At 38.0% G+C, this 13,620-nt stretch carries 15 protein-coding genes and 1 other annotated feature; of the genes, 9 read left to right on the forward strand and 6 right to left on the reverse strand.

Features of this window, described 5'->3' with window-relative positions; all coding sequences use genetic code 11:
- The 4 genes from mvaD to IGJ04_RS12050 form a co-directional block, all read right to left on the reverse strand.
- The gene (gene mvaD / locus IGJ04_RS12035; RefSeq protein ID WP_002355778.1) at positions 1–996 is read right to left on the reverse strand and encodes a diphosphomevalonate decarboxylase; all 996 of its coding nucleotides are present in this window, start codon (positions 994–996) and stop codon (positions 1–3) included.
- A complete protein-coding gene (gene mvk, locus IGJ04_RS12040; protein WP_010828617.1) occupies positions 996–1,940 on the reverse strand; it encodes a mevalonate kinase in 945 nt (314 codons plus the stop codon). The genes mvaD and mvk overlap by 1 nt, the downstream gene beginning before the upstream one ends.
- Positions 1,941–2,209: 269 nt before the next feature.
- A complete protein-coding gene (locus tag IGJ04_RS12045; RefSeq protein WP_002376088.1) occupies positions 2,210–2,845 on the reverse strand; it encodes a pentapeptide repeat-containing protein in 636 nt (211 codons plus the stop codon).
- A complete protein-coding gene (locus tag IGJ04_RS12050) occupies positions 2,842–3,915 on the reverse strand; it encodes an FUSC family protein (RefSeq protein ID WP_002355782.1) in 1,074 nt (357 codons plus the stop codon). Before IGJ04_RS12050 ends, IGJ04_RS12045 begins: the two co-directional genes overlap by 4 nt.
- A 243-nt stretch (positions 3,916–4,158) precedes the next feature.
- On the opposite strand from IGJ04_RS12050, the gene opp1A reads away from it, so the two are divergent.
- Positions 4,159–5,829, forward strand: a complete 1,671-nt coding sequence (opp1A, locus tag IGJ04_RS12055) for an oligopeptide ABC transporter substrate-binding protein Opp1A (protein WP_010816372.1) — start codon at positions 4,159–4,161, stop codon at positions 5,827–5,829.
- 78 nt (positions 5,830–5,907) lie between these two features.
- Here opp1A and IGJ04_RS12060 read toward each other — a convergent pair whose 3' ends face one another.
- Positions 5,908–6,258 (reverse strand): DUF3899 domain-containing protein, encoded by a 351-nt coding sequence (locus IGJ04_RS12060; RefSeq protein ID WP_002355784.1) that lies wholly within the window; start codon positions 6,256–6,258, stop codon positions 5,908–5,910.
- A gap of 90 nt (positions 6,259–6,348) precedes the next feature.
- Between IGJ04_RS12060 and opp1B the strand changes: the two genes are divergently transcribed.
- From opp1B to rplT, 8 genes are all read left to right on the forward strand, one after another.
- The gene (opp1B, locus tag IGJ04_RS12065) at positions 6,349–7,290 is read left to right on the forward strand and encodes an oligopeptide ABC transporter permease Opp1B (RefSeq protein WP_002381304.1); all 942 of its coding nucleotides are present in this window, start codon (positions 6,349–6,351) and stop codon (positions 7,288–7,290) included.
- Positions 7,290–8,342: an oligopeptide ABC transporter permease Opp1C gene (opp1C, locus tag IGJ04_RS12070; RefSeq protein ID WP_002355787.1), complete on the forward strand. Its 1,053-nt coding sequence runs from the start codon at positions 7,290–7,292 to the stop codon at positions 8,340–8,342. Before opp1B ends, opp1C begins: the two co-directional genes overlap by 1 nt.
- Before the next feature lie 9 nt (positions 8,343–8,351).
- Positions 8,352–9,410, forward strand: coding sequence for an oligopeptide ABC transporter ATP-binding protein Opp1D (gene opp1D / locus IGJ04_RS12075; RefSeq protein WP_002355794.1), 1,059 nt, complete (start codon positions 8,352–8,354; stop codon positions 9,408–9,410).
- Positions 9,410–10,366 (forward strand): oligopeptide ABC transporter ATP-binding protein Opp1F, encoded by a 957-nt coding sequence (gene opp1F / locus IGJ04_RS12080; protein WP_002361357.1) that lies wholly within the window; start codon positions 9,410–9,412, stop codon positions 10,364–10,366. Before opp1D ends, opp1F begins: the two co-directional genes overlap by 1 nt.
- 40 nt (positions 10,367–10,406) lie before the next feature.
- Complete coding sequence (locus IGJ04_RS12085; RefSeq protein ID WP_002388929.1) at positions 10,407–11,477, forward strand: RNA-guided endonuclease TnpB family protein; 1,071 nt, start codon at positions 10,407–10,409, stop codon at positions 11,475–11,477.
- A gap of 213 nt (positions 11,478–11,690) precedes the next feature.
- Positions 11,691–11,823, forward strand: a sequence feature (ribosomal protein L20 leader region).
- Positions 11,824–11,877: 54 nt separating this feature from the next.
- Entirely contained in the window at positions 11,878–12,399 is a 522-nt protein-coding gene (gene infC, locus IGJ04_RS12090) for a translation initiation factor IF-3 (protein ID WP_002355797.1), read from the forward strand.
- A 113-nt stretch (positions 12,400–12,512) separates the two neighbouring features.
- A complete protein-coding gene (gene rpmI / locus IGJ04_RS12095) occupies positions 12,513–12,713 on the forward strand; it encodes a 50S ribosomal protein L35 (RefSeq protein WP_002355798.1) in 201 nt (66 codons plus the stop codon).
- 60 nt (positions 12,714–12,773) lie between these two features.
- Positions 12,774–13,133 (forward strand): 50S ribosomal protein L20, encoded by a 360-nt coding sequence (gene rplT, locus IGJ04_RS12100; RefSeq protein ID WP_002355799.1) that lies wholly within the window; start codon positions 12,774–12,776, stop codon positions 13,131–13,133.
- A gap of 47 nt (positions 13,134–13,180) precedes the next feature.
- Here the strand turns inward: rplT and IGJ04_RS12105 are convergent, their stop codons facing one another.
- Complete coding sequence (locus IGJ04_RS12105; RefSeq protein WP_002385048.1) at positions 13,181–13,561, reverse strand: MmcQ/YjbR family DNA-binding protein; 381 nt, start codon at positions 13,559–13,561, stop codon at positions 13,181–13,183.
- Positions 13,562–13,620 lie beyond the last annotated feature (59 nt).

A 13,620-nucleotide genomic window follows, 5' to 3' on the forward strand; every position in this document is an offset into this window, starting at 1 on the left:
TTATTTATCCATTCCTTTCGTTTCAAACAATTCAATTCCGGGACCAGCAAAAGCTGGGACTAACTGCTCTTTTGAAAAATGTTCACTTAAAAATGTTTTTAATGCTTCTAAGTTTTTCTTTTCGACTAAGACCTTGACATTCGGACCTGCATCCATTGTAAAGTAACAAGGAATTCCTTTGGCCCGTGCTTGGCGAACTAAAGCCATTGCTTGTAAGCTGCCTGGGGACCAGTAAGTAAATGGAGGGACAGCGCCTAAGGTTGTTCCATGCATCCTTAACCCATTGGCTTCAATGATTTCTCCTAAACGAGGGAAGTCTTTTGTTTTAATTGCTTCATGAACTTGGGATAAATCTTTTTCCACATTGTCCAACCAACCTTGATAAAAGCTAGAAGTTTCTACTGTTCGTTTCATTCCATCACGGCTGGAAACATCTTTTTCGCCATCATTAATTAAGATAAAGAGCATGGCCAATTCGTTTTCCCAATTATTGGCTGGAATATTTTCAGCAAACGACGTTTCATCAGAGTGGCCTTTGTTCCATTGAGCAAAACCACCAAAAATGCTGCGACAAGCAGAACCTGAACCACGTCGCGCTAAACGTGATAAGTCTTTTGCTGAAAGATTTAATCCTAAGGCTACGTTACAGGCCCCTGCTAAAGCAGCTAGACCACTCGCTGAAGAAGCCAAACCAGCTGCAGTAGGCACAAAATTTTGACTTTCCACTTTTGCAAACCAAGTACAATCGGCTTGTTGACGAACAAGGTTCAAAAATTCTTTGACTTTTTTTGTTTGTTTTTCGTTTTGCAAGATACCATCTAAAATAAATACATCTTCTGAATAATGGGCATCAAATGTCACAGTTGTTTCTGTGTAAAAGGCATCTAATGTTAATGATAAACTACTATTCATTGGTAAAATGTATTCTTCATTGGCTTTTCCCCAATATTTAATCAGAGCAATATTTGTATGCGCTCGTGCTTTTCCTGAAAGCATTACTTTTTCACCTCTAATGATTGAATCCATGTAGCAACAGCTCCATTTTCTTCTAAAGTCTGTGCAATGGTTTGTGCGGTCTTTTTATTATCTGTTAAGGCAATCATACAGCCACCGCGACCGCCGCCGGTTAATTTTGCTCCTAGAGCGCCATGTTCTAGAGAGAGAGCCACTAGTCGATCCAGCATATCGTTGCTGACGGTTAATTGCTGGAGTTGCTCTTGCGCTAACGTCATTAGCTGACCTAATTTTTGTTTATCATCTTGTAAAATTGCCTGCTTCGCTTCTTTAGTAAAAGAACCTAATTGTTTCATTGTTTCAGCGATTGCTGTGGGATTATTTTGAGCTAGCTGCGCAATGTCTTTCACTGCTTCACGTGTTTGACCTTTAATTCCCGTGTCAGCTACTACTAAGTAGGCATTAGATAAATTCATCGAGAAATGTGTGGGCGGAAATCCTCTAGTAAAAAATAAGGGATCAGCGCCGCTTGTTGCTGCGGCATCGATACCACTAGGATTGCCATGAGCAATTTTCTCACTTAAGGAAACAAGCTCAAACAATTCTTGATATGTATAAGCGTAATCAAAATAATCAAAAAGGCTTCGAACGATGGCCACAGCGGTTGCTGCGCTTGAGCCCATTCCTCGTTCAGCGGGAATCGTACTTGTTAAGGTCAAAGTGCCTTTAACTGTATCTTCCTTTAAAAAATGTAAGGTTTGCTGAACAACTTCCTTGATATTTGCTAGCTCTTGGGGCACGTCTTCAAGCAATCCTGTAAAATATGCACAATCAATCTGCATAGTTTTTGCCGGGGTAAAGACGGCTGTGATTTCTGTCGCTTGAAAAGGAAAGGCGATTGCTGGTTCGCCGTAAACAACGGCGTGTTCCCCCATTAAAATGATTTTTCCCGTCGCTTGACCGAGGCCTTGTTTTTTTATATTCATTCACTGACATTCCTTTTGAGTAGAATCGAGTATAGGACAAAAGACGTTCTTGGATTAGAAGAACGTTTGTCATAATCTCTTCATGATTTATAGGAAATGATTCCAAAAGTTTCTCTTGTTCCAAAAAAAGAGATTGCTTAACCTAAGATAGTTTACCTAAAAATAAGGCACAAGTAAAATGGTTCCGTTGGTTTTTCCAAAAAATTAATAACAATTTAATAAGAAAGAACCGACAGAACCAGTTATTCGGCTATTTTTTTAAAATTTTCTTAGGTAATCACCAAACCAAGGGCACTTGCTAAATAAATGGCTTGTTCAGGGGTGACTTTAAGACCTGATAAATAGTTTGGTGAGAAAGTCAAGCGTTCAAAGGTGTTTTGGGAAAAATCCAATCCTTTTAAAGAAGTATTTAACCAATTACTTTCGGTTAAATCGCAAGCTTCTAGAAGGAGTTTCTTCCAAGTGACCTCGAAAAATTCACTTTCGACTAAACGAGTCTGATTAAAGTGAACAAGATTAAAATTTGCAAAACGAAAAGAAGCATAATCGGCTTTGCAATCCTCAAATAGACAATCTTTTAAATAGCTATCTGCAAAATTCGTTCCTGTCAAATTGCAACGAAGGAAAGTCACTCGATGAAAACTGCCAGACAGCCATTCGACGTTAGAAAAATCGCAAGCTTCAAAACGCACATTACTACAATCAAAAGAAGCAAACTGGCCATTTGCTAATGAAAGATGATCGAAAACAGCATCCCGAAAGACTAAGTTACGAACTTCTTGATTCGATAAATCAATCTGCTGATACAAATGATTTTCTAAGATTGCCTCATCTTCTAATTGACAGTTCGTTAATAGAGGAAGTTGTTCTGGCAGATTTGGTGGCAAGGGATAAGTTATTTTCATAAAACGCCTCTTTCTTCTTGTTGATTTTCAAAGGTTTCATCAATTGAGTAGGCCCGATTATAGAAACGTAGCGCAGTTGTGAAAACATAAGCGCCGGCAAAACCAAGTAAACTACCTAACACAATCCCGACTAATCGATAGTTTAAAAGATTACTAATGACTTGCTGTCGTGCAAGATTTGATAATAATAAGGACATCGGGGTAATAAAAAAGCTGGCAATCGCATAGTTTCTGTTAATGAATCCTTCAAAAGCTGCATATAGAATACTAATGATACCGATTGTTTGTAAAGGTGTAAAGGGAATCATTAATAAAATTGCAGAAAGCAACAAACCAAGACTCGTACCTAGAATCCGTTGCACATTTCGCTGCATCACAGAATGTAAATTTTCCCCTTGTAAAATGGCTGCGCAAGTAAACGTCATCCAATAGGCGTTGACTAAATGAAGCGATTGACTTAAATAAGCCGCTAAAAATAAAATGGCCGCATAATGCAAAGCATCTAATAAAGAAGCGGGATCGATATAAAGTCGTTCTTGAAGAGACATCCGTTTTTGAAAAACGTAGGGGCGCTTGTCGATGAAATGAAGCACAATGCCCATGATAATGCCGGTCACTACTCCTAAAAGAACAAAACTGGCCATGATGGGAATCTTATGTAAAGGAAAATTGTTGCTTGTTCCCATTGCGGTTGACATGATAACTAACAAAGCACCAGGCTTCTCAATGCCATACAATCTAAAAAGTAAGCGTGCAAGAAAAGCGACGATGGCAATTGTAATGGGAATCAACCAAGGTACATGGTGACTTAGCATTCCTAAGCTGTTGCCCAGAACAATAAAAAAGCCAACAATATTCAGTCTGCGCAATAATTGAGGCAAAGGAAGCGGCTGATAATAAATAAACGTATAAATGCCCATCGAGCCAAAGGTCCCAATGAGTAAATTATTGGAAAAATAACCAATTAATAATGGAATTGCCATACAAATTGCGACACCAACTAACCGAAATAATTCGTCATTTGCTTTATCGATAGCAAACAAATCCTTTAAAAACGTAGAATTTTTCATATTTTGTCACTCCTTTACTTCCTAATTTACCATAATGTTTAGAAAACTGACAAAAGAATTGCAATAAAAGACAGGAAGAAAAAGAGTGGTTTCTGATAGGAAGAGAAGAAAAATTAAAAAAAGTTAACATTTTGACTTGCAATTTTAATATGAAAAATGTAAGATATATTCCATAGCAATAAATAATTATTAAATTCTGATTTTTCAGAAAATACAGATTGCATTATTTTAGGAGGCAACACTATGAAATTGAAAAAGTCATTAACATTCGGTGTGATTACATTATTTAGCGTAACAACTTTAGCGGCTTGTGGAGGCGGCGGAACGTCAGATAGCTCAAGCGCGTCTGGTGGCGGTAAGGCAAGTGGCGAACAAGTTTTACGTGTCACAGAACAACAAGAAATGCCAACAGCTGATTTATCACTAGCAACAGACAGAATTAGTTTTATTGCATTAAATAATGTATATGAAGGAATTTATCGTTTAGACAAAGATAACAAAGTCCAACCTGCAGGTGCAGCGGAAAAAGCAGAAGTTTCTGAAGATGGACTAACATACAAAATTAAATTAAATAAAGATGCAAAATGGTCAGACGGTAAACCAGTGACTGCGAATGACTATGTTTACGGATGGCAACGAACAGTTGATCCAGCGACAGCTTCTGAATATGCTTATCTGTATGCCTCTGTAAAAAATGGTGATGCCATTGCTAAAGGGGAAAAAGATAAATCAGAATTAGGAATTAAAGCAGTCAGTGATACAGAATTAGAAATCACTTTAGAAAAAGCAACACCATACTTTGATTACTTATTAGCTTTCCCATCATTCTTCCCGCAACGTCAAGATATTGTGGAAAAATATGGTAAAAATTATGCATCAAACAGCGAAAGTGCTGTCTACAATGGTCCATTCGTCTTAGACGGCTTTGATGGTCCTGGTACAGATACAAAATGGTCATTCAAGAAAAACGATCAATATTGGGATAAAGACACAGTGAAACTGGACTCAGTAGATGTGAATGTCGTGAAAGAATCACCAACCGCGTTGAACTTGTTCCAAGATGGACAAACAGACGATGTCGTTCTTTCTGGTGAATTAGCCCAACAAATGGCCAATGACCCAGCTTTTGTTAGTCAAAAAGAAGCATCAACACAATATATGGAACTAAATCAACGTGATGAAAAATCACCATTTAGAAATGCGAACTTACGTAAAGCAATTTCTTACTCAATCGACCGTAAAGCGTTAGTTGAATCAATCTTAGGGGATGGTTCTATCGAGCCAAACGGTTTAGTACCAGCAGATATGGCAAAAGACCCAAGTGGCGGCAAAGACTTTGCTAAAGAAGCAGGTAGTCAAATTGAATATGATACGAAAAAAGCTAAAGAATACTGGGAAAAAGCGAAAAAAGAATTGGGGATTTCAACCTTAACAATGGATATTCTTTCTTCAGATGCAGATTCTTCTAAGAAAACAGTTGAATTTGTTCAAGGGTCAATTCAAGATGCTTTAGATGGTGTGAAGGTAACGGTTAGTCCGGTTCCATTCTCCGTTCGTTTAGATCGTTCAAACAAAGGCGACTTTGATGCAGTAATCGGTGGTTGGAGTGCTGACTATGCTGATCCAAGTAGTTTCTTAGACTTATTTGCTTCAGATAACTCATATAACCGTGGACGTTATAACAATCCAGAGTTTGACAAGTTAGTGAAAGCTGCAAGTAGTGCAGATGCGACAAATCCTGAAAAACGTTGGGATGATATGTTAAATGCAGAGAAAACGATTATGGGAGACATGGGTGTGGTACCATTATTCCAAAAATCAGAAGCGCATTTACGTGCTGAAAAAGTCAAAGATGTCGCAGTTCATCCTGCTGGCGCAACGTATGACTACAAATGGGCATACATTTCAGAATAACCTGACAAAAGATCGATAGCAAACAAAAAAGGACCTTTGCCATGGAATAAAAGGCAACGGTCCTCTTGCTATCTTGTCTTAGACCAAGTAAAATAGTAGAAAGCCTAAAGACAGAATCAGTAAGATGCCCCCAGTTTTTAGCCAGAAAGAGCGATGTGCATCGCCAATGACTGAAAGCGGGATAAACTCTTTCGGTTCATTTTTCTTTTTAAAACGAAACGCGTTTTTCATTGAGCGCTGAAAGTTATCGAAAAAGCCAGAGGACATAATCCATAAAGCAATGCCGATAATTAAAAAGAAAAGGGAAACGATAAAGAAGGTATCTGATAATGAGGAGGTAGTGATAGGTTCTTTACTTATTAATAAGTAAAGAAAAATGCCGATACTGGAAATAACGGCTGTAATAATTGGCCATTTAAAAGTTTTCATGTGTTCACCCTATCTATTATTGTGGTCTATCTAGTCATTACTTTAACGAAAATAACTGAGGAAGTCAAAAAAATCTCGGAGGTGTCATTATTGAATAGTTTTGGAAAATATTTTCTTAAACGGATCTTTTTCATGATTATCACTTTGTGGTTAATCGCAACGATTACGTTTTTCTTAATGCAATTATTACCAGGTACGCCTTATACCAACCAAGAAAAACTTAGTCCAGAAACAATCGCTATGTTGAATAAACAATCTGGCTTAGATAAACCAGTGATTGTTCAATACGGAATTTACTTAAAGAACCTGGTAACAGGAGACTTTGGTATTTCATTCCAATTTAAAAACCAACCTGTTGCTAAGTTATTAGCTGGTCGAATTGGGCCATCCCTTCAACTGGGAGGACAAGCGATTATCTTTGGTACGTTAGTCGGTATTTTATTGGGGATTATCGCAGCGATGCGTCAAAATACTTGGGTAGATACGTTGGCAACATTGTTAGCCATTTTAGGTCGTTCTATTCCAAACTTTGTTTTCGCGGTATTATTACAATACATTTTTGCAATGAAATTAAGAATCTTACCAATTGCTATGTGGAATGGTTTTGCCTACACAATTTTACCAACTATTGCCTTGGCAATGAGTCCAATGGCCGATTCGGCTAGGTTTATTCGAACCGAGATGGTAGAGGTCTTGCATAGTGATTATGTCGAATTAGCCAAAGCAAAAGGCTTGAGTCGCTGGCAAGTTGCATTCCGCCACGGGTTAAGAAACAGTTTAATTCCATTGATTACCTTATTAGGACCTTTAGCCGTTGGTTTAATGACAGGTTCTTTAGTAGTAGAAAATATTTTTGCCATCCCTGGAATTGGGGAACAGTTTGTAAAATCAATTATGACAAACGACTATCCAACAATTATGGCAGTAACTATTTTGTATTCAACAATGTTAGTTGTTGTAATTCTGATTGTTGACTTACTTTATGGTTTAATTGATCCAAGAATTCGCGTATCAGGAGGTGCAAAAGGCTAATGGAAACAGTCAATAAAAATAATCTACCACAAGCGATTAAAGATATTCCGGCAGATGAGTTTCAGCCTCTAAACACTTCAACTCTAAAAGAAAGAGAGCGTATTGCCACACCGTCTTTAAGTTTCTTACAAGACTCATGGCGTCGTTTGAAAAAGAATAAAGCTGCAGTTATCTCAATGAGTTTCTTAGCAGTTATTATCTTTATCTCTATTATTACCATTTGGGTTTCACCACATAACCCAACGAAACAAAATGTTTCTTACATTAACTTACCACCACGAATTCCTGGCTTGGAAAGCGTGAATGGTTTAAATGGTAAAACAACAGTTGCTGGTCAATTAGTTGATAAATATGCACAAGCAAACGTTCCAGATAACGTAAACTTTTATCTAGGAACAGATGGTTTAGGTCGTGATGTCCTAAGTCGTTTATTTATGGGAACACGTATTTCCTTATTAATTGCGTTTATCGCGGCGATTCTAGATATTACGATTGGGGTAACGTATGGACTGATTTCCGGGTTAGTCGGCGGTCGTGTCGATACAGTAATGCAACGTATTTTAGAAGTTCTTTCTGGTATTCCTAACTTAGTTGTTATGATCTTGATGCTAACAGTCTTTGATCCAGGGATTGTTTCGATTGTTTTGGCCATGGTTATTACAAACTGGATATCAATGGCCAGGATTGTGCGAGCCCAGACCATGAAACTAAAAGACCAAGAGTTTGTCATGGCAGCAGAAACATTGGGCGAATCTCGTTGGAAAATTGCTATTAAACATATTTTACCGAATATCTCAAGTGTCATTATTGTCCAAATGATGTTCAGTATCCCATCGGCAATTTTCTTTGAAGCGTTCCTAAGTTTTATTGGGTTAGGCTTACGTCCACCAACCGCATCTTTAGGAACCTTGTTAAACGAAGGATACAAAACTTTCCGTTTCCTTCCATATTTAATGTGGATTCCAGCGGCAACACTTTCAGTTATCATGATTTGTTTCAACTTGTTAGCTGATGGTTTACGTGACGCATTTGATCCTAAGATGAAAGAGTAAGAGTGGTGAATGACTATGGAAAAAGTATTAGAAGTTAAAGACTTAAGAATCTCCTTTGATACATTTGCAGGTAAAGTCAACGCCATTCGTGGTGTGAGTTTTGATCTTTATAAAGGTGAAACGTTAGCCATCGTAGGTGAATCAGGGAGTGGTAAATCTGTTACAACCCGCAGTATTATGCGTTTGTTGAGCAGTAATGCCAATATTGATAACGGGGAAATTTTGTTTAAAGGGCAAGATATTGTTCATAAAACAGAAAAACAAATGCAAGCCATTCGTGGTAAAGAAATCGCAATGATTTTCCAAGATCCGATGACTTCATTAGACCCAACGATGCCAATTGGCAAACAAGTGGCGGAATCATTAATCAAACATAATAAAGTCTCAAAAAAAGAAGGCTTAGCGCAAGCATTAGAATTACTAAAATTAGTCGGCATTCCTAATGCTGAAAAACGTTTGAAAAACTATCCACACCAATTTTCTGGTGGGCAACGTCAACGGATTGTCATTGCAATTGCTTTAATTTGTTATCCCGAAGTTCTAATTGCAGATGAACCAACTACAGCGTTGGATGTAACCATCCAAGCACAAATTTTAGAGTTATTAAAAGATTTACAAGAAAAAATTAGCACTTCGATTATTTTCATTACCCATGATTTAGGGGTAGTAGCAAACGTGGCTGACCGTGTCGCTGTCATGTACGGTGGACGTCTGGTTGAAGTGGGAACAGCAGAAGAAATTTTCTATAATCCACAACATCCATATACTTGGGGACTTTTAGGGTCAATGCCAACGATGGAAGGAACAGAAGACAAACTTTATGCGATTCCAGGTTCACCTCCAGATTTATTAGATCCACCAACTGGAGATGCCTTCTATCCACGGAATGAGTTTGCTTTAAAAATTGATACAGAAAAAGAACCACCTTATTTTGAAGTATCACCGACACACAAAGCAGCAACGTGGTTATTAGCACCACAAGCACCAAAAGTTACGCCTCCAGCAGAGATTGTTCGTCGTTGGGCAATTTATGCAGAGCGTCAAAAAAATCCAGGAGGTAGTAATTAATGGCAGAAGAGAAAAAAGTCCTATTAGAAGTCACTGGTTTGAAACAGTATTTCAATGTTGGTCGTAAAGACGAAGTAAAAGCCATTGATGACATTAGTTTTCATATTTTTGAAGGCGAAACCTTTGGATTAGTTGGCGAATCAGGAAGTGGAAAATCAACAACTGGTCGCAGTGTCATTCGTTTATATGATCCAACTGCTGGTGAAATTCTTTTCGATGGAAAAGACATTAGCAAAATTAAATCAAAAGCGGACATGCAAGCATTCCGCCGCGATGTTCAAATGATCTTCCAAGATCCATATGCTTCATTGAATCCAAGAATGAAAGTCAATGATATTATTGCTGAAGGAATCGATGTCAATGGATTAGCTAAAACACCAAAAGAGCGGGAAGAAAAAGTCAATGAACTTTTAAAAACGGTGGGATTAAATCCAAGTCACAGTACGCGTTATCCTCATGAGTTTTCTGGTGGGCAACGTCAACGGATTGGGATTGCTCGTGCTTTAGCGGTTAATCCACGTTTTATTATCTGTGATGAGCCAATTTCGGCTTTGGATGTGTCGATTCAAGCCCAAGTAGTAAACTTATTACAAGATTTACAAAAAGAACAAGGCTTAACTTACTTGTTTATCGCACATGACTTATCGATGGTAAAACATATCAGTGACCGAATTGGCGTAATGCACAGTGGGAAATTATTGGAAATGGGCACAAGTGATGATGTCTATAATTTCGGCGTTCATCCTTATACAGAAAGTTTACTTTCTGCGATTCCATTACCAGATCCAGACTATGAACGCACACGTAAACGGATCGTTTACCAGCCTGCAGCGGCAGATGGGAAAGATCGTGAGCTCCGTGAAATTCTCAATGGACACTATGTTTATTGTGCTGAAGACGAAGTTGCAATGTACCGTGAAAAAATTGAAGAGAAGAAAAGAAAAGCTGGTTTATAACCAGCTTCTTTTCTAACTATCTTGGTAGGGTGGTTATGAGATGAAGGCTCTGAAAGCTTATAAATACAGACTTTATCCAACCTCAAAACAAGAACAGTTTATTCAAAAAACATTTTCTTGTGTTCGCTTGGTGTATAATTTAATGTTACAAGACCGGATTGATATCTACAAAGAGATGCGAAAAAATCCTCAACAAACGTTTAAAATGCCAACGCCAGCTAAATATAAGAAACAATACCCTGTCCTCAGAGAAGTTGATAGTTTAGCCTTGGCAAATGCACAAGTTTATTTGGATCGAGCCTTTAAAAATTTTTATCGGGAAAAAGGGATGGGCTTTCCAAAAAAGAAAAAGAAAGAAACGGTGCATTCCTACACTACGAACAATCAACATGGGACGGTCAAAATTTTGGATAATCGTTATTTGAAAGTACCTAAATTGAAATCTTTAATTAAAATGAAGGTACACCGCCAACCGCTGGGGGAGATAAAATCTGTAACTATTTCTATGAGTGCGAGTCACAATTATTATGTTTCCATTTTGTGTGAAGCGCCGATTGAAACGAAAACAAAGCAACAAAAAATGGTGGGAATTTGTAGCAGTAGGGAAAAATTTGCGCTGCTTTCGAATGGTGAAAGCTTCGAAAAAAGCTATTGTTCAAAGCATTTAAAGCAAAAACTACGTCAAGAAGAACGAAAATTAAACAAGCGTAAAATGATTGCTTTAGAAAAAGGTGTCGATCTTTCGCAAGCAAAAAATTATCAAAAACAAAAAATAAAAGTCGCAAAAATTCGCGAAAAAATAGCCAACCAACGGACGGATATTTTAAACAAAATTACAACGGAATTGGTTTCAAGTTACGATGTTATTTGTATTGAAAAAGCCCATCACAGTAATGAGCGGCCGCCAAAACATGATCGTTCTGAACTAGCTTGGTCTTTATTTTTAGCTAAACTGTTGTATAAAGCACAATGGTATGGCAAAGAACTCATTTGTATTGAGTCAGAGGAGATCGAAACAGAGTTGTCTTTTTCTGAAAGTACAGAAAATTCAGAGTATCTTAGAAGCCAAAAAATCTTAGAACGTGGCTTGTCTAAACGAGAAACCTTATAAATAGAAGAACTGTAGGGACTACAGGGATCGCCTAGGGGATAGAAAATGTACACCATGTGTTGAACCATTTGTTTCTAGGAAGTCACATTGGGACAGTCCACTAATTATTAATGATCAAAATACGAGTTCAAACGAATCTAGTGCTAGATTCGTTTTTTTTTGAGGAAATATATTGACAACTAGGATAAACTAAGGTAAACTAGTGAAGTTGAGAAATGAAAGCAGAAGCACCCGCTTCTCGCCTTAGTTGAGTATATCGCTGGGCTAGATAAAGTATTCCTTATTTTTTTTAAGTAAGGCAGACTGTTGGCGGGTTCTGGATAGGAACCTGTTTTTTTATTGCATTTAGCAAACAAAGCAGACTTCCGTTAGGATTTTCTCTTAAAAATTTTGGAGGTGAATGACCATAGCAAAGGATATGATGGTTAACGACGGCATTCGTGCACGCGAGTTACGTTTGATCGGACAAGATGGTGAACAATTAGGTGTAAAAACCAAAGCAGAAGCATTACAAATCGCTGAATCTGCAAACTTGGATTTAGTACTTGTAGCGCCAGGAGCGAAACCACCAGTTGCGCGAATTATGGATTATGGAAAATTCCGTTTCGAACAACAAAAGAAAGAGCGTGAAGCTCGCAAGAAACAAAAAGTGATCAACGTCAAAGAAGTTCGTTTAAGTCCAACAATTGACGTAAATGACTTCAATACAAAACTTCGTAATGCGCGTAAGTTCTTAGAAAAAGGAGACAAAGTGAAAGCTTCTATCCGTTTCAAAGGCCGTGCCATTACCCATAAAGAGATTGGTCAGAAAGTTCTTGATCGCTTAGCTGAAGAAACTGCGGATATCGCCACAGTGGAACAAAAAGCGAAAATGGACGGACGCAGCATGTTTCTAACGCTGGCACCGAAAAACGACAAGTAAACGAAGAGACCGAGCATTCGGACTTTTGGTAATTTCTACAAGAAGGATATTCGACAGTTGTGACTGTTAGAGTCTTTCACTTGAAGCAAAGATTTTGAGGAGGAAAATTAGTCATGCCAAAACAAAAAACACACCGCGGATTAGCAAAACGTGTAAAACGTACTGGTGGAGGCGGCTTAAAACGTGGCCGTGCCTTTACATCTCACCGTTTCCACGGTAAAACTAAAAAACAACGCCGTCAATTGCGTAAAGCAAGCATGGTTGCAAAAGGCGATTACAAACGTATCCGCCAACAATTAGCAAGAATGAAATAAAACAACTCGGTGACTTTTAGATTACCGTCAAGAGAAACAAGATATTAGGAGGAATTCAACATGGCACGTGTTAAAGGTGGAACAGTAACCCGTAAACGTCGTAAAAAAGTCCTTAAGTTAGCGAAAGGCTACTACGGATCAAAACATACTTTATTTAAATCAGCAAAAGAACAAGTAATGAACTCTTATTACTATGCATTCAGAGACCGTCGTCAAAAGAAACGTGACTTCCGTAAATTATGGATTGCACGTATCAACGCGGCAGCTCGTATGAATGGCTTAAGCTATTCTAAATTAATGCACGGTTTGAAATTGGCAGAGATTGATATCAACCGCAAAATGTTAGCTGACTTAGCCGTTAACGATGCAGCAGCATTTACAGCGTTAGCTGAACAAGCAAAAGACGCTTTAAGCAAATAAGCTTAATTAATCTTTCACACCCTACTCCTTGAGTAGGGTGTTTTTTTTTAATAACTCCGTTGGTAACTTTCATCTATAAATGAAAAAACTTGTGAGAGCGGAATTTCTTCAGAAAGACTTAACCAATGCTCTTTATTCATATGATAGGCAGGAAAATAGCCAGGTTGGTTCTTTAATAAGGCAATCAATTCAGGCGCAAGTTTAACGGTTAAAATAGTGAGCTGCTTATTCTCGGTAGCGCCGAGCAGTTGTGCATCCAGTGGCATAATTAAAGCAAACCATTTCGCATTTCTAGGATGACGAAAGACGAGATAGTCTGGATGTTTTTTAAAAGGAAAATCGGGCGTTATCTGATAACGTTCTTGGATATAGGCGCTAATAGTTTCTTGAAAAGTCATAGGTTTCTTCCTTTCGTTAAGGCTAGGCATATCTATTTACATCATAGCAAAAATTACATAAAATTACTTCGTTCAAAGGAATGGGAGGA

It is taken from the genome of Enterococcus sp. AZ050, assembly GCF_051715085.1.
GTDB lineage: Bacteria > Bacillota > Bacilli > Lactobacillales > Enterococcaceae > Enterococcus > Enterococcus faecalis.

Coding starts and splice junctions, on each gene's coding strand:
- mvaD (WP_002355778.1), bottom strand. CDS start 996: ATGCTTTCAGGAAAAGCACGAGCGCATACAAATATTGCTCTGATTAAA.
- infC (WP_002355797.1), top strand. CDS start 11,878: ATGACCATAGCAAAGGATATGATGGTTAACGACGGCATTCGTGCACGC.
- IGJ04_RS12105 (WP_002385048.1), bottom strand. CDS start 13,561: ATGCCTAGCCTTAACGAAAGGAAGAAACCTATGACTTTTCAAGAAACT.
- rplT (WP_002355799.1), top strand. CDS start 12,774: ATGGCACGTGTTAAAGGTGGAACAGTAACCCGTAAACGTCGTAAAAAA.
- IGJ04_RS12050 (WP_002355782.1), bottom strand. CDS start 3,915: ATGAAAAATTCTACGTTTTTAAAGGATTTGTTTGCTATCGATAAAGCA.
- IGJ04_RS12045 (WP_002376088.1), bottom strand. CDS start 2,845: ATGAAAATAACTTATCCCTTGCCACCAAATCTGCCAGAACAACTTCCT.
- rpmI (WP_002355798.1), top strand. CDS start 12,513: ATGCCAAAACAAAAAACACACCGCGGATTAGCAAAACGTGTAAAACGT.
- opp1A (WP_010816372.1), top strand. CDS start 4,159: ATGAAATTGAAAAAGTCATTAACATTCGGTGTGATTACATTATTTAGC.
- opp1C (WP_002355787.1), top strand. CDS start 7,290: ATGGAAACAGTCAATAAAAATAATCTACCACAAGCGATTAAAGATATT.
- opp1F (WP_002361357.1), top strand. CDS start 9,410: ATGGCAGAAGAGAAAAAAGTCCTATTAGAAGTCACTGGTTTGAAACAG.
- mvk (WP_010828617.1), bottom strand. CDS start 1,940: ATGAATATAAAAAAACAAGGCCTCGGTCAAGCGACGGGAAAAATCATT.
- IGJ04_RS12085 (WP_002388929.1), top strand. CDS start 10,407: ATGAAGGCTCTGAAAGCTTATAAATACAGACTTTATCCAACCTCAAAA.
- IGJ04_RS12060 (WP_002355784.1), bottom strand. CDS start 6,258: ATGAAAACTTTTAAATGGCCAATTATTACAGCCGTTATTTCCAGTATC.
- opp1D (WP_002355794.1), top strand. CDS start 8,352: ATGACTATGGAAAAAGTATTAGAAGTTAAAGACTTAAGAATCTCCTTT.